Origin of the sequence: Aeromonas sp. 602200 (assembly GCF_049173895.1) — a bacterium.
GTDB lineage: Bacteria > Pseudomonadota > Gammaproteobacteria > Enterobacterales > Aeromonadaceae > Aeromonas > Aeromonas veronii_A.
Window position 1 is genome coordinate 55590 of sequence record NZ_JAAKSL010000005.1, and the last position, 17818, is coordinate 73407.

The following is a 17818-nucleotide window of genomic DNA, read 5'->3' on the forward strand; positions in this document are numbered from 1 at the left end:
GCGGATATGAAAAAGCCCCCTTGGCAGGGGGCTTTGTTGTATCGGTTGGACGCTGCGCTTACAGCGCGGCGATTTCGGCCTGCTGGGCTTCCAGCTTGGTCAGCTGGAGACGGTAATCTTCCAGCTTCTCGCGCTCTTTGGCGATGACCGCTTCCGGCGCCTTGGCGACGAAGGCTTCGTTGCCAAGCTTGCCTTCGATGCGGCCGCACTCGCCCACCAGACGGGCAACCTCTTTGGCCAGACGGGCCAGTTCGGCATCCTTGTCGATGAGACCGGCCATCGGGATCATCAGCTCGGTGGCACCGATCAGCTTCTTCACTGACAGCGGGGCGGTTTCACCGTCTGCCAGTACGCGGATGGACTCCAGACGGGCCAGCGACTTGAGGAAGGCCTCGTTGTCAGCGGCGCGCTGGGCATCCTTGGCATCGCACTGGAGCAGCACGTTGAGGGGCACGCTCGGCGCCACGTTCATCTCGGCGCGGATGTTGCGGATGCTGACGATGAACTCCTTCACCCACTCCTGATCCGCCATCGCGGCTTCCTCCACCTTGGCGGCGTCGAACTCCGGGAAGGCCTGAATCATGATGGTGTCGGCGTGTACACCGGCCAGCGGAGCGACCGATTTCCAGATGGTCTCGGTGATGAACGGGATGATCGGGTGTGCCAGACGCAGCAGGGTTTCCAGCACGGTCACCAGGGTGTGGCGGGCAGCGCGCTGCTCGGCCTCGGAACCCTTGGTCAGCACCGGCTTGGTCAGCTCCAGATACCAGTCACAGAACTGGTTCCAGATAAATTCGTACAGCACGCCAGCCGCGATGTCGAAGCGGTAGGTATCGAGGGCGGTACGGAAGTCACGGATGGCCACTTGCAGCTGGGACTGGATCCAGCGATCCGCCAGACTGAACTGCATTTCGCCACCGGCAAAACCGCAATCCTGATCTTCGGTGTTCATCAGCACATAGCGGGAGGCGTTCCACAACTTGTTGCAGAAGTTGTTGTAGCCGTCCAGGCGCTTCATGTCCCAGTTGATGTCACGACCGGTAGAGGCCAGCGCCGCCAACGTGAAGCGCAGGGCGTCGGTACCGTGGGCATCGATCCCTTCCGGGAACTGCTTGGCGGTACGCTTGGCGATCTTCTCGGCCATCTGCGGCTGCATCATGTTGCCAGTGCGCTTCTCCAGCAGATCTTCCAGCGAGATACCGTCGATCATGTCGAGGGGGTCCAGCACGTTGCCCTTGGACTTGGACATCTTCTGGCCCTCTTCGTCACGGATAAGACCTGTGATGTAGACGGTCTTGAACGGGACTTGCGGCTGGCCGTTTTCGTCCTTGATGAAGTGCATGGTCATCATGATCATCCGGGCAATCCAGAAGAAGATGATGTCGAAGCCGCTCATCAGCACGTCGGTCGGGTGGAAAGTCTTGAGTGCCTCGGTGTTGTTCGGCCAGCCCAGAGTGGAGAAGGTCCACAGGGCGGAGCTGAACCAGGTGTCGAGCACGTCTTCGTCCTGACGCAGTACGGTCACGGCCGGGATGCTGTGCTTGGTGCGCACTTCATCTTCGCTGCGGCCAACGTAGACGTTGCCGGCATCGTCATACCATGCCGGGATGCGGTGACCCCACCACAGTTGACGGGAGACGCACCAGTCCTGAATGTCGCGCATCCAGGAGAAGTACATGTTTTCGTACTGCTTCGGCACGAACTGGATGCGGCCATCTTCCACCGCCTCGATGGCGGTCTTGGCCATCGGTGCCACGCGCACGTACCACTGGTCGGTCAGCATCGGCTCGATGGGCACGCCACCGCGATCGCCGTAAGGCTGTTGCAGCACGTGATCCTTGATCTCGTCCAGCAGACCCAGCTCTTCCAGCTTGGCCAGAATCGCCTTGCGGGCAGCGAAACGCTCCAGACCGGCGAACTCGGCTGGCAGGGCGGCGTCGTAGGCGGAGCTCGGGTTGCCGTTGGTATCGACCACTTCGGCCTCAGCACGCACGTGGGCATCCAGAGTGAAGATGTTGATCATCGGCAGGCTGTGGCGCTTGCCCACTTCGTTATCGTTGAAGTCGTGGGCCGGGGTGATCTTCACGCAACCTGTGCCCTTCTCCATGTCGGCGTGTTCGTCGGCAACGATGGGGATCAGACGGTTCACCAGCGGCAGCAGGATGTGCTGGCCGATCAGCGCCTTGTAGCGCGGGTCTTCCGGGTTCACGGCCACGGCGGTATCGCCCAGCATGGTCTCCGGACGAGTGGTGGCGACGATCAGGTAATCCTTGCCTTCAGCGGTCTTGGCGCCGTTGGCCAGCGGATAGCGCAGGTGCCACATGTGGCCCTTGATCTCGCGGTTTTCCACTTCCAGATCGGAGATGGCGGTGTTGAGTTTCGGATCCCAGTTCACCAGACGCTTGCCACGGTACATCAGGCCATCTTCGTAAAGACGGACAAACACTTCCTGCACGGCAGCGGAGAGACCCTCGTCCATGGTGAAGCGCTCGCGCTCCCAATCCACGGAGTCGCCCAGACGGCGCATCTGGCGGGTGATGGTACCGCCGGACTCTTCCTTCCACTGCCAAATCTTGTCGATGAAGGCATCACGGCCGTAATCGTGGCGAGTTTTGCCCTCTTCTGCCGCGATCTTGCGCTCAACTACCATCTGGGTGGCGATACCGGCGTGGTCGGTACCTGCCTGCCACAGGGTATTCTTGCCCTGCATGCGGTTGTAGCGGATCAGGGTATCCATAAGGGTTTGCTGGAAGGCGTGACCCATGTGCAGGCTGCCGGTGACGTTCGGCGGCGGGATCATGATGCAGAAGGAGTCTTTGCTGGTGTCGCCGTGGGGCTTGAAGTAGCCCTGAGCTTCCCAGTGCTGGTAGAGCGCCTGTTCGATGGCGTTGTGATTAAAAGTCTTTTCCATGGTCTCGCCGTAATCTGGATGGATGGAGTCTGGTGTTGATTCTTTATGGATCAATTGGTTGCAGTCAGGGCTGCGCCGGATCCGGTGCGGCAAGGACGGGCTGATCCCTCATTTCGAGGGTATGGCCTGCCTGGCGATAGTGCTTGTAGCGCTCGCGGGCTTGCTGCTTTTGTGTTTCGTCAGTGGGGACAAAATCTACCACTTGAGCGAAGTGTCCTGCAAACAAAGGTGTCGCAGTGGCCAGATTGATGAGGCGGGCGTAGCGCCGTTTCGGTGGCTGATAGCCGATCTCCACCGGGGCCATGCCGCTTTCGCCTTGCAGCTGGTGCGGCACGAAGCGCTCCGGCGGCAGTTGCCACAACAGCTCGTCCAGGCGCAGAGCCTGAGCCTCATCGTCGCAGAACAGGTAGATATGGCCCGCGCCCCACGACTCGGCTGCAAGAGTGCAGGCCAGTCGCTCGACCGCAGAGGCCTGCGCGTCATCCTGTTCGCTCATCAGGTAAAAGGTCACTTGGCTCATCAGGTTGATCCCGTTTTGCGGTGACGGACTGTTGACCGCCTCATGAGGCTGACGGGGCGTTTCCCGTCCGCAGCTCACTGATTCAAGAATGAAACAAGGAAGAGGCGGGCCTCTTCCTTGTGGTTCAGGGTAACGCCAACCCTTCCGATGCAGCCATCGGCAGGGGCCGGAGAGTTACTCTTTCTCTTCGATATCCACGCCAGCCCGGTTCAGCAGGAACTGGGTCAGCAGGGGCACCGGACGACCGGTGGAGCCTTTATCCTTGCCACTCTTCCAGGCAGTCCCGGCGATATCCAGGTGGGCCCAGTTGTACTTCTTGGTGAAGCGTGACAGGAAGGCGGCCGCGGTGATGGTACCGGCCGGACGACCGCCGATGTTGGCCATGTCGGCGAACGGGCTGTCGATCTGCTCCTGATACTCGTCGAACAGCGGCAGACGCCAGGCGCGATCACCCGCCTGCTCGGAGGCGTTGAGCAGCTCGTGGGCCAGCGGGTTGTGGTTGGCCAGCAGACCCGAGGTGTGGTGGCCCAGCGCGATGACGCAGGCACCGGTCAGGGTCGCCACGTCGATCACGGTTTCCGGATCGAAGCGGTCCACATAGGTCAGCGCATCACACAGTACCAGACGACCTTCCGCATCGGTGTTGAGCACTTCGATGGTCTGGCCGGACATGGAGGTGAGGATGTCACCTGGGCGATAGGCGTTGCCACCCGGCATGTTTTCGCAGCCTGCCAGCACGCCGATGACGTTGATCGGCAGTTGCAGCTGGGCCAGCGCATGCATGGTACCGAGCACGGAGGCGGCGCCACCCATGTCGTACTTCATCTCGTCCATGCCGTCGGCCGGCTTGATGGAGATGCCGCCGGAGTCAAAGGTCAGACCCTTGCCGACCAGCACGATGGGCTTGGCATCCGGATGACCCTTGTATTCGATGATGGCCATCATGGCTTCGTTATCGGAGCCGCGGGCCACCGCCAGGTAGGAGTTCATGCCGAGCTCGGCCATCTCCTGCTCGCCCACCACCTTGGTGGTGATGTTGTCGTAGGCATCGGCCAGACGACGGGCCTGGGAGGCCAGATAGGCCGGGTTGCAGACGTTGGGCGGCATGTTCGCCACGTCGCGGCAGACCCGCACACCCTTGGCCACGGCCAGACCGTGAGCGATGGCTTTTTCACCAATGGTCAGTTCCCGACGCGTCGGCACGTTGAATACCAGCTTGCGCAGCGGGCGACGTGGCTCGGCCTTGTTGGTCTTGAACTGATCAAAGCTGTAGAGGCCCGCCTTGGTGGTTTCTACCGCCTGGCGCACCTTCCAATAGGTATCCCGACCCTTGACGTGCAGCTCGGTGAGGAAGCAGACCGCTTCCATGGAGCCGGTTTCGTTGAGGGTGGTGATGGTCTTGTTGATGATCTGCTTGTACTGGCGTTCGTCGAGTTCCCGCTCCTTGCCGCATCCGACCAGCAGTACGCGCTCGCTGAGCACGCCCGGTACTTGATGCAGCAGCAGCATCTGGCCTGGTTTCCCTTCCAGGTCGCCACGGCGCAGCAGCGAACTGATATAGCCATCGCTGATCTTGTCCAGTTGTTCGGCAACCGGAGAGAGGCGACGCGGCTCAAATACGCCGACTACGACGCAGGCGCTCCGTTGCTTCTCTGGACTGCCACTCTTTACACTGAACTCCATGGAATCTCCTACATCCTAAAGACAAAAGGCACCTTTTATTGAATAATGCGGTGCTTGTTGGGGTATCAGAGGCGGAGCGAACAGCCACAGGCTCCGCAGTTCAAACTGGTAAAAATCCAATATACGGCCCTATTTTTCAGGCATTCGACTAAAAACACAAGTTTACTTGGGAATGACTGTGATCGTTTTCCGATATTTGTTCAGGGAAACCCTGAAAACCCAGCTGGCAGTGTTATTCGTATTGCTGCTTATCTTTGTCAGCCAACAATTTATCAAGATCATCGGTGATGCCGCCGATGGCGAGGTGCCGACACGTCTGGTCTCCACCCTGCTGCTGCTCAACTTGCCCAATATGGCGCTGTTGATGCTGCCTATCAGTCTCTTTTTAGCCATTTTGTTTGCCCATGGTCGCCTCTACGCCGAAAGCGAGATGACTGTGATGCATGCGGTGGGTTTCAGCCACCGTTTCGTAATGCGCAGCGCCATGTTGCTGGCCTTGCTGACCGCTGCAGTCGCAGCGTTCAACACCGGCTGGATCGCCCCGCAGGCCAAGGAGCGAGAGTATCAGGTGATCGACGAGTTCAAGTCGGATCCGGGGATCTCTTTCCTGCAGGCGGGCCGCTTTATGGAGCTCGATAAGGGGCGCCTGGTTGCCTATATCCAGGATTTGAACGACAACGGCTCGAAGCTGCAGAAGATCTTCATCTTGCAGCGGGCTGAAGGCAGCAACCCCCCTTCGGTGGTGGTGGCCAGCGAAGGGGTGGTGACGATCGATGAGAATGGTCTGCAGTGGCTGACTCTGAAGGATGGTTCCCGCTATGAAGGCAACTTCTCCGGCAAGCAGTTCCAGATCTCCGATTTTCGCGAGTATGGTCTGGTGATCCGTCAGCAGGAGATGGAGCGCTCCAACCGCAAGGCGGCGGCCAAACCCACCATGGAGCTGCTGGGTACCCAGGAAAACGACATGATGGGTGAATTGCAATGGCGTATCTCGCTGCCCCTCTCCATTCCGGTGCTCACCCTGCTGGTAGTTCCGCTGGCTCGGGTCAACCCCCGTCAGGGGCGCTACGCCAAGCTGTTGCCGGCCATCATGCTCTATCTCTCCTACTTCCTGCTGCTCAGTGCTGCCCGCTCGGCTATCGACAGTGGCCGGTTGCCCTACTGGCCGGGGATGTTCCTGGTTCCGCTCGGTTATCTGCTGTTTATTGGCCTGCCCCTCAATTTGCAGGGCACCAGCTGGTGGAACGGGGTAAAGAGCAAATATTTCATAAACAAATCAAAATGATGAAGCCCACATAGGAACTACCGCTGATGTTTGGCATTCTCGATAGATATATCGGCAGGGTCATTTTTATGTCGATCCTGCTGTGTGAGCTCACGCTGGTTGGTCTGGCGGCGCTCATCAAGTATGTGGAACAGCTCAAGTCTGTCGGAGAGGGCAACTACGACATGCTCAATGCTCTCTACTATGTGTTGCTCTCCATGCCCAAGGAGGCGGTGCTCTTCTTCCCGCTGGCGGCACTGCTGGGCGGTCTGATCGGTCTGGGCCAGCTGGCGACCAGCTCCGAGCTGGTGGTGATGCAGGCGGCGGGCCGCTCCAAGATCAGTATCGTGATGGCAGCGCTCAAGACTGCGATCCCGTTGATGATCCTGGTGTTGCTAATGGGGGAGTATGTGGCCCCCGTTGCCAAGCGAATGGCGGATGATATTCGTGCCGGCGCCATGTCGGAAGGGCGGCTTACCGTCTCGGCCTACGGGGTGTGGGCACGGGATGGCAACAACTTCGTCAATATCAACGGGGTGCGCAACGATGGCGCCCTGACCGGCATCACCCTCTATCGTTTCACCCCCGAGCGCAAGCTGATCGACGTGGTGCAGGCACGGGAGGGGGTATTTGAACGGCATCACTGGCTGCTCAAGCAGACCCAGGTTACCCGCTTCGACGACCCGGCGCAGATCCGCAGCGAACAGCATGACAAGATGGAGTGGAGCTCGGAGCTGACGCCCAAGCAGCTGGGGGTGGTGAGTATCGACCCCGAGAACCTCTCGGTCTCCGGTCTGCTCGACTACATCGGCTATCTCGATGCCAACAAGCAGGATGCCGGTCGCTACAAGCTGGAGATGTGGCGCAAACTGCTGTCACCGCTCTCGGTGGTGGCGATGATCCTGCTGGCCTCCTCCTTCATCTTCGGCCCACTACGCTCGGTGAGCATGGGCGCGCGGATGCTGATGGGGATCATGACCGGCTTTGCCGTCTATGTGAGTGATCGGGTGTTTGGCCCCATCAGTCTGGTCTATGCGGTACCGCCCATTCTGGCGGCTGTCGCGCCCAGCCTGCTGTTTGGCGGCATCTCCTTCTACATCCTCAGCCGCAAGCAGTAATTCACACGTGGTAATACAAAGAGGGCACCTGCTGGTGCCCTCTTTCGTTATTGCATTGATCCGGTATTACTTGTTCAACAATTCCAGATTTGCCTCTTTGCTCAGCACAATCACTTCGCATTCGGCCCAGATATCCTGGAACGCCCGTGGGCGCTTGCGGTTGAACAGGCACATCAGGTTGCCCAGACCAAAGGCGGCAGTGGCGAGACGGATCAGCGCCTGGGTAATACGGATATGGCTGCCATCTTCGTTCTGAATGCGCAGCCGCCAGGCGCGCATGCCGACGGTCTGGCCAGCGCGGGTCCAGAACCAGGTGTAGAAACCGCAGATGACGAAGGCGAGCCACAGGGTGTAGATCAGGCTCAGGGGGTGGCGGGTCAGCAACCAGACGGTATCTTCACCCGCCGGTACGCTGGCCATGCCGGTGACCAGCAGCAGCTTGGCGACCCCCATGCCGATAAAGCCGGCGATGATCAGCAGCGAAGTCACCACCAGCGCATCATAGATCAGGGCGCCGAGGCGACGCAGCAGACCTGCTGACGGGTATGGCTGAGTGGCGGGAGAGGGGGATTTTTGTTGGACTTTTTTAGGCTTGGCCATCGTTTTTATTCCATTAAGATGATGGCGGCATTCTATGTAACTGGCCCCGCATCAGCAAGGCGTTGAATAAATGAACAAACGGGAGTGTTCAATCGAAAAACACCTTGCATGGCATCGCGCCATTCGTATAATCCCTCGCAGTTGCCCGGGTGGCGAAATCGGTAGACGCAGCGGATTCAAAATCCGCCGGTGAATAACCGTGTCGGTTCGAGTCCGACCCCGGGCACCATCAAATTCATGACAAAAGGCCATCAGCAATGATGGCCTTTTGTTTTTTGGCGTTCCTGCGCATTGGTGGGTTGCTGCTGAGCAGGCAGTACTTCCAGTTACCTCTTGGTATCCCTTCTCTTTTCCCGCTATCCGTTATTTCATTTCCTTGATATAGCCGCTGACGGCATCACCGCCAGCGGCCTGTCTCTATTGCGGTTTTTTCCAAACCTTGCTGCATCAGAACATGGTTGCCGCACTATCCCAGCAGGGCAAACAGCAGGGTACCGAGGCTGCCTGCGAGCGTCAGCGCGATGATGGCTCTGGGTGTGCCGTGCAGCTTGGTCCACATAAACAGGCTGGTGAGGGCGAGCAGCAGCAGGGCCAGGGCGGCGATATCGCCAAACAGCTGCCAGCCGAGGCCGGTGCCTATGCCGCGGTGCAGCCGGTTGAGGCTGGCGGCAAAGTTGGCCAGTTGCAGGTCGGTACGTACCAGCAGGGTACCCTCAACATAGCTGGCGGCCACGCTCTGGCTGAGGGTGACACCGCGCATCTCCCACTTGGCGGGCAGGGTGAGCGGGCCGTTCGGGGTGGGCAGGGTCTGGGCCGGGGTGATCATGGTTCGCCCGTCGGCAAAGGTATCGGGATAGCGCTGTTGCAGCAGGCTTTTCAGCTGCTCCGGGCTGGCGAGCGGCGCCTCCAGCACTATCTCTTCACTCGATTTGTCGGTGTGGGGGCCGGGGATGGGCAACACGGCACGGTGTTGCAGCCAGAGACCGGTGATGCCGTACATCAGCATCAGGGCGAGGGTAAAAAAACCGGCCCAGGCATGGAGGCGGCGTACCCATTTGTTGTTGTGAAGGGGAACTCTTCTGCGTTTCATCGTGGTTGCTTCATAAAAAAACTGGCCAGCAGGGGCTGGCCAGTCGGGGTGGTTGTCACAGAGATCAGAAACGGTAGGTACCGGTCAGGCTCAGCTGACGGGGTGTGCCCGGCATGATCTGGGTGGCACTGGTGGCGCTGACGAAGTACTCGTGGTCAGTCAGGTTCTCGGCGCTCAGCTCGGCTTCCCACTGTTGCCAGCGATAACCGGCGCGCGCATCGAAGCGGGCGTAACCGGGCAGTGTGGTGGTGTTGGCGTTGTCGGCAAAGCGATCGCCCACCGCCGTCACGCCGGTTTCACCGAACCAGCCCTGCTCACCACTCTTGTAGCCGAGATAGAACTGGCCATTCTGGCGGGAGACGTTCATCGGGCGCTTGCCCTGCAGATCCGCATCCGCCTTGACCTGCTCCGCATCCTGAATGGCGAAGCCGCCACGCAGATAGATCTCGTCGGTCAGCTCGGCGCGGGCGCTCAGTTCGACCCCTTCGGTACGCTGCAGGCCGGTGAGGATCACCTTGGTGGGATCCAGCGGATCCTTGGTGCGCTTGTTGTACATCTCCAGTCGATAGAGGGAGAGAGTGGTCGCCAGCTTGCCGTTCAGCCAGTCACTCTTCACCCCACCTTCGTAGAGGCGGGTGTGCTGGGGTTCCAGCCCGTTGTTTTTGTCGCCCGGGGTGATGCCGATCAGCTCGCCGCCCACCGGAGTGAAGGTCTTGCTGTAGGAGGTGTAGAAGGCGTGATCCTCGAGGGGATTCCACACCAGACCGAGGCGCGGGCTCAGGCTGTTGACCGAGACGCTCTCCTCCTTGTTGAGGTCGTAGCGGCGACTGGTGACGGTGAAGTCGTCACGGCGCAGCCCGCCCACCAGATGCCAGTCACCCAGGCTGAGCTGATCCTGCAGATAGAGGCCATTGCCGCGCACCTTGTGTTTGGCGTCGCTGGAGAGCTTCATGGCGCCATTGTAGGTAGGCAGTGAGCCCGGGTCGTAGAGGTTGCCGGACGGGATGGCGGTGGCGTTCTGGTAGAGCTTGGGTGTGCGCTCCTGCCAGTTCTGCTCGAAGCCGGCCAGCAGGCGATGTTCCACCGGGCCGGTCTGGAACAGACCTTCTGCCTCGGTGTTGCTGATCAGGTTCTTCGCTTTCAGATCCTGCTGCCAGCGGGAGCGGGTCACCTGATCCCCTTTGACGCTGGTGACATAGGTGTTGTCAAACTGGCTGTCGAGGGTGGAGTAACCGAGCTGCTGGCGCAACTGCCACTGATCGTTGATATCCCAGGAGAGGCGTGAGCGGGTGGATTGTGCCACGTCATCGATGAAGTCGCGGCTGGTATCGCTGTAGACATACTCTCGCGGCACATCGGCCGGACGGCCATTGACCCCGGGAATGCCGCGATCCGGGGTGCGGTCATGTTCGTTGCGCTCGTACTGCACCAGCCAGTTGAGGTTGTCGCTGATCTCCCAGTTGGCGGAGGGGGCCAGCAGGGTGCGCTTGCTCTTCACGCCGTTGCGGAAGCTATCTTTGTCCTCTTGCGCCATGTTGAGGCGCAGTTGCACCTGCTCACTCGCCTCGCCATTGAGGTCGGCGGCCAGTCGCTGACTGTCAAAGCTGCCGACCCGGGCGGTGACGCTGGACTCCTGCCCTTTTTGCGGCTTCTTGCTGACCCGGTTGACGATGCCCCCCGTGCTACCGCGGCCGTAGAGCACGGCAGCCGGGCCCTTGAGCACTTCCACCCGCTCGATGTTGCCGAGATCCCGGGTGTACTGCATGTCGTCGCGGAATCCGTCGAGATAGAAGTCGTTGCTGGCGCTGAAGCCGCGGATATTGACCCCGTCGAAGCGGGTATCACCGCTTGCGTTGACCCCGGGAATGCCGCTCAGGGCTTCACTCAGCGTAGGTTGGCCGAAGGCGGTCAGCTCGCTGACCTTGACGCTGTCGATGGTCTGGGGAACCAGCTTGGCTGGCGTATTGGTACGGGTTGCGGTGGCAACTTCCTGATGCTGGGAGCGTTTGCCAACCACAGTCATGGTTTCATCGGTGGCCTGGGCAGTGAAGCCGGTGCCCAGCAGTGCCAGCGAGACCAGCGTTCTGCGAAAGTGAGGGTGCTGCATATTCAATATTGACTCTTTGAATGTCGACCTGACGGCTCGAACATATTGATTTAATTATAATTAGCCTGACCCGCTTAAGCGGGATGCCAATGATATTGATTTTCATTTGTCTGGCAAGGTGAAAATGGAGGGGGCTTTGGGTGCGTGTTGTGTGGTCGGCAGAGCTCGGCTGAAAAGCAGAGCCATTACAGCAAACCGCGAGAACGAAGCGAGGGAGAAGGGCGTAGCGGAAGAAAAAGGTGCGAAATGTGAAGCGATATCCGGCCCGATAGGACGGGCCGGATATCGGACTCAGCGAGTGCTCAGCAGTCGGCGGGTGAGGGGGATAGTCGCCAGCAGGCGATAGACCAGCAGAGACGATCCCAGCAGCAGCGGCACCTTGGCGATCTCCCACAGGATGGATGCGGCCTGCGGGCCAAACACGAAGAGCCAGACCACCAGCATCATGTGCAGGCAGTAGATCCCGAGCACTTTGGGGGCCTGACGTTCAAGCCAGCTGCCCTTGCCCCACTCGGGGTTGGCCAGCAGCAGGCCAAACAGGCCGAGAGCCCAGGGAAGGGAGCCAAGCAGGAAGTCGTGGCGGGTGAGCGGCACTGCGGCAAAGTGCTGCAGCGCCCAGGCTTCACAGCCATAGAGCGTCACCCCAGCCAGCAGCAGTTGCCAGCCGGTGCGGGCATCGGGCTGCCACTGACGCTGGCGCAGCAGGGCACCAAGCGCCACAAACAGCAGGGAGAAGAAGGGGCCGTTACGGGTGAGCAGTGGCCACTCGGCGCCCAGCAGCGGCTTGGCATAGGAGCCCCCCAGCAGCGCCAGCAGGTAGAGGCCAAGACCCAGCCAGAGGGCGAGCGCTGGTCTGCCAAGGCGGTAGCAGAGTGCCAGCAGGGTCACCGCCATGATCAGTGCTGGCAGGAACCAGAGGTGGATCATGCCGCCCACCAGCCAGCCATTGAGGGGGTCGCCGAGCTGGAATTGCCACTGCCCGCGCAGGGAGGCCAGATAGCCTTGCTGCACGGCAGCAAGCGGATTGAACGGCACTAGCAGGTAGACCAGACTCCACACCAGCCAGAGTAGCAGCAAGGGGCGGCAGTAGCGCCAGGCCACGGTCAGCGGCGCTTCGCGACTCAGCCTTGGCTGCAGAAAGTAACCGGCACAGAGGAAAAACAGCGGCACGGCAAAGCGGCATAACTGGTTGATTGTGCCGCTCAGCCAGAGCCAGGATCCGCTTCCCCACAGGGCGGGATTGAAGGGATTGGCGAAGGGGGATACGTGAATGGTCATCACGGCCAGAATGGCCAGTACCCGCCCGCACTCGATACTGGAAATACGCATGGTGGCTCGTCGCTACAGGGGTTGTGATGGCACGCTAAAATTCTTGCCGAAAACTTACAACCAATTGATTCTATTAGTGTGAATCACGCTGTTGAGTAGTTACGTTTTGTAACGGGATGGCGGAAGGTGTTACCTGTAACGGGAGCAAGCTCCCGTTTTTAGGTGCGCTCATGCAGATAAAAAAAGCGAGGCGGGCGCCTCGCTTGGTTGGGGATCTCGAGCTTACTGGTGAGTTAGCATGTTGTTCTGGTTGGCTGCCAGGGTGGTTCTGCCCGAGCTCTCCAGCCAGGTTTTGATCCGCTTGGCGTCGGCGACCCGATCGTTGGTGGTCTCGGCATTGAGCAGCACCATGATCACCGGCTCACGATTGACCTTGGTGCCCAGTACCAGACAGCGGCCCGCTTCGCGAATATAGCCGGTCTTGGAGAGAGTGAACTCCCATTGCCCTTCGCGGATCAGCCGGTTGGAGTTGAGGTAGTGCAGCTGACGCTTGTTGGTGCGCACATAACTCTGCTCGTCGGTGGAGTACTGGCGGATCAGCGGATAGGAGGCCGCTGCGGCGGCGAGTTTGGCGAGATCCTGCGCGGTGGAGACATTGCGCGGGTTGAGCCCTGTGCTGTCGGCGTAGCGGGTATTCCACATCCCCAGCATGCGGGCTTTGGCGTTCATCGCCTCGACAAAGGCACGCTGGCCGCCGGGATAGTGGCGGGCCAGCGCCGAGGCGGCGCGGTTTTCAGAGGACATCAGGGCGATATGGAGCATTTCGGCGCGGCTGAGCCTGGAGCCGATGGCCAGTCGTGAACCGGTTCCCTTGATGCGGTCGATGTCGGCATTGGTCACGGTGAGCATTTCGTTGAGGCGCAGGTTGGCATCCAGCACTACCAGCGCCGTCATCAGCTTGGTGAGTGAGGCGATGGGCATTACCCGGTTGCCGTTGCGCTCGGAGATCACCTCGCCGGTTCTGTGGTTGGCCACCACGAAGGCAGCTGAGCTGAGGTTGGGCACATCCCGTCGCTCGAGAAAGCCGCTGCTGCTCTTGCTGCTGGCGGAAAAGGGGTTGGCATGGGCACTGTCCATAGTGGCCGGCAGCATTACTGCGCCAAGCAACAGGGGAAGGAGGGAACGCATCATCATGATCAGCTCTACCGGACGAAGTACAGGGATATCTCGCTAAGTTATATGTCGTGAACTGGCGCTTCACAATCATTCTCACCTTGATATTGATAATTTACGGCGTTGAGCGTGCTCTGACGGCGAGGAGAGCGCAAAAGAGGTCTCTATGGAGTCTTTTTTGCATTGAAACTATGGACTGGCCGTGATGGCGAGCGGAAGCCGACGCTAAAAAGATCGGGACCAGAACGGTCCCGATTGGCATGGAGCATTGCTTATCGTTTAGTGGGCATCTTCCTGCTTGATCTTGAAGCGCATGGCGATCACCACGAACAGCAGCGGGCCAATGATGGTCCAGACGCCGGTGGAGATATCGCCGGAGATAAAGGGGGCGACCACGGTAAAGACGTTGCCGAAGGCGACCAGGATCAGGCTGATGATGGTAGCCAGCAGCACGGAACCCGCGCTCTTGAAGAAGATCAGGTCCTTGCCCAGCGCCGGGTTGTTGCGATAGCGATACCAGGCGTAGATGAGGAACATGTAGGGCAGGGTCATGCCGACGTTGGTCATGGTGATGATCAGCTCATAGAGGGCGGCGGCCCCTTCCGGGTTGATCAGGGTAAAGATGGACTTGGCGGCAATGAACAGACAGACCACCCAGGCTTGCACCTTGAGGGCTTCAATGCGCACGCCATTCTCGTTCTCGCGCTGGAAACGCTCCGGCCAGAAGTAGCTCGGGGTGCCGGTGATGAACTGGCGCAGCGGCGCGTAGGAGAGGGCGATAAAGGCACCCAGATAGCTCAGGAACATGCCCAATCCGGCAAAGCGCATGAACACCTGTCCCAGCCACTCGCCACCAAGATGGCGCCCCAGCTCCAGCATGATGATGAAGAGGGCGGAGAGAGAGGTGATCCCCTTGGCCGGGAAGTCGCTCCAGCGCATGATGGCGCCGACCGCCAGAAAGCCGATGATGTAGCAGAGCACGATGAAGGCGCCGGAGAGGAAGATGCCGCGCTTGAGGTCACGCTCCGGATCTTCCAGCTCGTCAGCCACCCCGGCCATCGCCTCGACCCCGCCGTAGGCGAAGATGGCGAATACCATGAAGCCGAGGAAGGGGATGATGTCGTTGAATGCGGCATTGGGAGAGGCCGCCAGTGATGCCTGGGTGAGGGGCTCCTGCAGGGTCATGCCGCTCACCGCGAAGGTGAAGACGCCACCGACCAGCAGCAACACGTTGAGTGCCACCACGGAGAGACCGCCGATGGCCGCCACTTTGGCGAAGCGGGCGCTACCCAGGGTGATGAGCTTGGTGACGGTGGCAACCAGCGCGATGGCGACCACACCCAGAATAAAGGGGCCAAAGTCGATGCCGGTACCCAGGGTGACCGGGATGACGGTGATGTCGCGGCCAAACAGCATGAAGGAGAGGGGCACCCACATAGAGAGCGCCTTGCCAAACATCCAGATGACGTAGGAGGCGAACCACATGGTCAGCCCGATAAAGGCGAATCGGGTCGAGACCGAGTGGCGCATCCAGGTAAAGATGCCGCCCGCCTCTTTGCGAAAGCCGGTGCCGAATTCGATCATCATCAAAATGAACGGGATGAAGAAGAACAGTCCGCCGATCACGAACATCGGAATGGCGGCATATCCCATTCGGTAAAAACCGATCCCGATATTAGTGACGCCAAATACCGATGTTAATATCATCAATATAAAGGCGCCCAACTTCAGCTTTTTTGCTGACATATTAAAAACTCCCTGATGGTGCTGGATTTAAAATAATCAAAAATTAAACAGACGAAACCGGACCCATTAATAACGCGGTAGCGCCATGCCATCCTGCTGTGGCGGGCGCGATCGAGTCATCTCTGACCGGGCTGGCTTACCCGTCAGGCGGTCAATGAATGTATGGGCGGAGCGGCATGGTCTGTGCCATGCGCGGTATTGGTCAGCGTTGCCGAAAATTAACTGTGAACGATTTTATCATTAATGCTGCTTGGCAGGTAAGTTTCCCAAATGAAGCTGCGGTTGAAATAAACAGACCTGCCAGTTAATTGATACGTTGCGGATGTAAACATTTACGCCCGGGCCGACACTTATTTCCATTATTGGTATTCGGCATATTTGGCGGAGTGAATTACGCCATCCTGTCAGATAAATCTGCACCAATGGCGACAGCGCTTATCCTCCCAGCCGGGTCAGCAGCACGCCGCCGGTGATAATGGCCGCCGCCGTCAGCCGCATGCGCCCGAGCGGCTCTTTCAGCAGCCAGACCGAGAGCAGCATGGCAAACAGCACACTGCTTTCGCGCAGAGCCGCGACCACGCCAATGGGGGCTTGGGTCATGGCCCAGATAACAATCCCGTAGGCGAGCAGTGACATGGCACCTCCTGCCATTCCCGCCATCGCATGGCGACGGATCTGGCGCCATGCGTTGCGTTTCTGGTGGACGATCAGCACCAGCAGCATCGCCAGCCCGGTGCAGGCAAAGAGCCAGAGTGTGTAGCGTACCGGTTCACCCCCTGCGCGGGCGCCGGCTCCATCCGAGAGGGTATAGGTCGCCGTAAACATGGCCGTGATCAGGGCCGCCCGAACTGCCTTGCTGTCAAGGCGCTGCTGCCCACCTCGCCAGGCCATCAGCAAGACCCCCATGATCAGCACGCAGGCGCCGACGATGCCGCCGTAACCGGGGTAGTCCCCCAGCAGCAGGGCACTTAACACCATGGCAAGCAGCGGGGCACTGCCACGGGCTAGCGGATAGATCTGGCCAAAATCGCCCTGATTGTAGGTATGGCTGAGAAACAGGCAGTAACCGATATGAAGCAGGACTGAGAGGCCGAGCCAGGGCAGCTCGGCAGCAGAGGGAAGTCCCATGGGCAGCAGCGCCACGGCGGCGATAAGCCCTGAAAAGATCGCCACCAGTGACACCCCCACCAGCCGCTCTTCGCCAATTTTGACCAGCGCATTCCAGCTGGCGTGAAGCAGGGCTGCCAGCAGAACGGCAAAAAAGACGGTGGTGCTCATGGGAAAAGGCTCTCGGGCGATGGGGGCCAACAGCATACCCGCCTGGAGCCTGATTGGCAGAGATCTTTATCAAAGCTTCGGTTTCTCGGGGTTCTTCTCCTGCTTGGTGGTGCTGCCCAGTTGCCCCAGCACCAGTTTGGGGTGGGGATCTGTCTGCAGCGGAATATCCTGCAACTGCGTTCCCTGCTGGTGGCGATGGATGATTACTGCGGCCATCTTGCCCAGCGCCTCGTAGCTGCTGATGGTGCCAACGCTGCAGCCGTGCTCGACGAACAGCTCTGCACTGCAGATGGTAGGGATGGCAGCTGCGTTGAGTGCATTCAGCAAACGGGGGGCGATGGAGAGCAGATAGCTGTCTGCGGCCAGAAAGACGATGTCGTTTTTGGCATCCTGTTGCAGCCGCTTCAACTCGTTCTCCAGTCGCTTTGGATCCGGTGCTATACGCCAGGTTGCGACTTGCCATTGGTAGCCTTTGGCCGCGTTGATCAGCATGTCGGCCACCAGCAGGGTGTTTTGCTCCCGCGGGTTGAAGGGTAGCAGCAGCCGCTTATCCGATGGGAGGTACTTGCTGGCATTGGCCAGTTGCAGCGCCATCGGCACCATATTGCTTACCCCGGCCACCATGCTGTTCTGGGCTTTGTCTTCCGAGAGAAAACCTGCCCCGACAGGATCTGAAACCACATTGAATATCATGGGCTTGCGATTGGCGACCAAACTCTTTGCCATGGTGGTGGCTGTGGTACCGAAGGTGTAGATGTAGTCGTATTCGGCCAGTTTCGGCAGCATCTGCTGACGTAGCATGGTCGCCAGCGCCGTGCGATCCTGATTGGCATTGTAGACGGTGATGGTGGTCTGATAGCCAAGTCGGGTCAGTTCGGCCCGAAAGCCCGCCTCGGCGGCGGTTTCGCCACGCCACAGTACCATGGCGATATTGAGGGCGTGAGCGGGAAGAGCCAGCAGCAAGAGCAGGACGAAAAGCAGCCTGACCATGATCATCTCTCCGGCGATACATCTACTGTTGAGCCTAGGCCAGTTTGTGGTTTTCTGAGCAACAGCGAC

Annotated in this window: 13 protein-coding genes and 1 tRNA gene; 3 read left to right on the forward strand and 11 right to left on the reverse strand. The window is 59.6% G+C overall.

What is annotated here, in order from left to right; genetic code table 11:
* Nucleotides 1–58: 58 nt before the first annotated feature.
* The 3 genes from G5221_RS08335 to pepA form a co-directional block, all read right to left on the reverse strand.
* Nucleotides 59–2911 (reverse strand): valine--tRNA ligase, encoded by a 2853-nt coding sequence (locus G5221_RS08335; RefSeq protein ID WP_421263085.1) that lies wholly within the window; start codon nucleotides 2909–2911, stop codon nucleotides 59–61.
* Nucleotides 2912–2975: 64 nt separating this feature from the next.
* The gene (locus tag G5221_RS08340; RefSeq protein WP_005336425.1) at nucleotides 2976–3431 is read right to left on the reverse strand and encodes a DNA polymerase III subunit chi; all 456 of its coding nucleotides are present in this window, start codon (nucleotides 3429–3431) and stop codon (nucleotides 2976–2978) included.
* Nucleotides 3432–3605: 174 nt separating this feature from the next.
* Nucleotides 3606–5114 (reverse strand): leucyl aminopeptidase, encoded by a 1509-nt coding sequence (pepA, locus tag G5221_RS08345; protein ID WP_005336423.1) that lies wholly within the window; start codon nucleotides 5112–5114, stop codon nucleotides 3606–3608.
* Between the two features lie 172 nt (nucleotides 5115–5286).
* On the opposite strand from pepA, the gene lptF reads away from it, so the two are divergent.
* Nucleotides 5287–6399 carry an LPS export ABC transporter permease LptF gene (gene lptF, locus G5221_RS08350; protein ID WP_005342794.1) on the forward strand — a complete coding sequence of 371 codons (1113 nt, stop codon included), beginning with the start codon at nucleotides 5287–5289 and terminating at the stop codon, nucleotides 6397–6399.
* A gap of 26 nt (nucleotides 6400–6425) precedes the next feature.
* Nucleotides 6426–7496, forward strand: a complete 1071-nt coding sequence (lptG, locus tag G5221_RS08355) for an LPS export ABC transporter permease LptG (protein ID WP_421263086.1) — start codon at nucleotides 6426–6428, stop codon at nucleotides 7494–7496.
* 66 nt (nucleotides 7497–7562) lie between these two features.
* On the opposite strand, the gene G5221_RS08360 is transcribed toward lptG, so the two are convergent.
* Nucleotides 7563–8096: an RDD family protein gene (locus tag G5221_RS08360; protein WP_421172973.1), complete on the reverse strand. Its 534-nt coding sequence runs from the start codon at nucleotides 8094–8096 to the stop codon at nucleotides 7563–7565.
* Between the two features lie 143 nt (nucleotides 8097–8239).
* Here G5221_RS08360 and G5221_RS08365 point away from each other — a divergent pair.
* Nucleotides 8240–8325 (forward strand) — tRNA-Leu (locus G5221_RS08365).
* A 237-nt stretch (nucleotides 8326–8562) separates the two neighbouring features.
* On the opposite strand, the gene G5221_RS08370 is transcribed toward G5221_RS08365, so the two are convergent.
* From G5221_RS08370 to G5221_RS08400, 7 genes are all read right to left on the reverse strand, one after another.
* Nucleotides 8563–9186: a PepSY-associated TM helix domain-containing protein gene (locus tag G5221_RS08370; RefSeq protein WP_216952718.1), complete on the reverse strand. Its 624-nt coding sequence runs from the start codon at nucleotides 9184–9186 to the stop codon at nucleotides 8563–8565.
* Nucleotides 9187–9250: 64 nt separating this feature from the next.
* Nucleotides 9251–11293 carry a TonB-dependent receptor gene (locus G5221_RS08375; protein ID WP_120416099.1) on the reverse strand — a complete coding sequence of 681 codons (2043 nt, stop codon included), beginning with the start codon at nucleotides 11291–11293 and terminating at the stop codon, nucleotides 9251–9253.
* 291 nt (nucleotides 11294–11584) lie between these two features.
* Nucleotides 11585–12622: an acyltransferase gene (locus tag G5221_RS08380; protein ID WP_421263087.1), complete on the reverse strand. Its 1038-nt coding sequence runs from the start codon at nucleotides 12620–12622 to the stop codon at nucleotides 11585–11587.
* A 222-nt stretch (nucleotides 12623–12844) separates the two neighbouring features.
* A complete protein-coding gene (gene pbpG / locus G5221_RS08385; protein ID WP_110303977.1) occupies nucleotides 12845–13756 on the reverse strand; it encodes a D-alanyl-D-alanine endopeptidase in 912 nt (303 codons plus the stop codon).
* Between the two features lie 258 nt (nucleotides 13757–14014).
* Nucleotides 14015–15481 (reverse strand): glutamate/gamma-aminobutyrate family transporter YjeM, encoded by a 1467-nt coding sequence (gene yjeM / locus G5221_RS08390; RefSeq protein WP_421263088.1) that lies wholly within the window; start codon nucleotides 15479–15481, stop codon nucleotides 14015–14017.
* Nucleotides 15482–15916: 435 nt separating this feature from the next.
* Nucleotides 15917–16795, reverse strand: coding sequence for an EamA family transporter (locus tag G5221_RS08395; RefSeq protein ID WP_421263089.1), 879 nt, complete (start codon nucleotides 16793–16795; stop codon nucleotides 15917–15919).
* A gap of 33 nt (nucleotides 16796–16828) precedes the next feature.
* Nucleotides 16829–17749 (reverse strand): ABC transporter substrate-binding protein, encoded by a 921-nt coding sequence (locus G5221_RS08400; protein WP_216952722.1) that lies wholly within the window; start codon nucleotides 17747–17749, stop codon nucleotides 16829–16831.
* Nucleotides 17750–17818 lie beyond the last annotated feature (69 nt).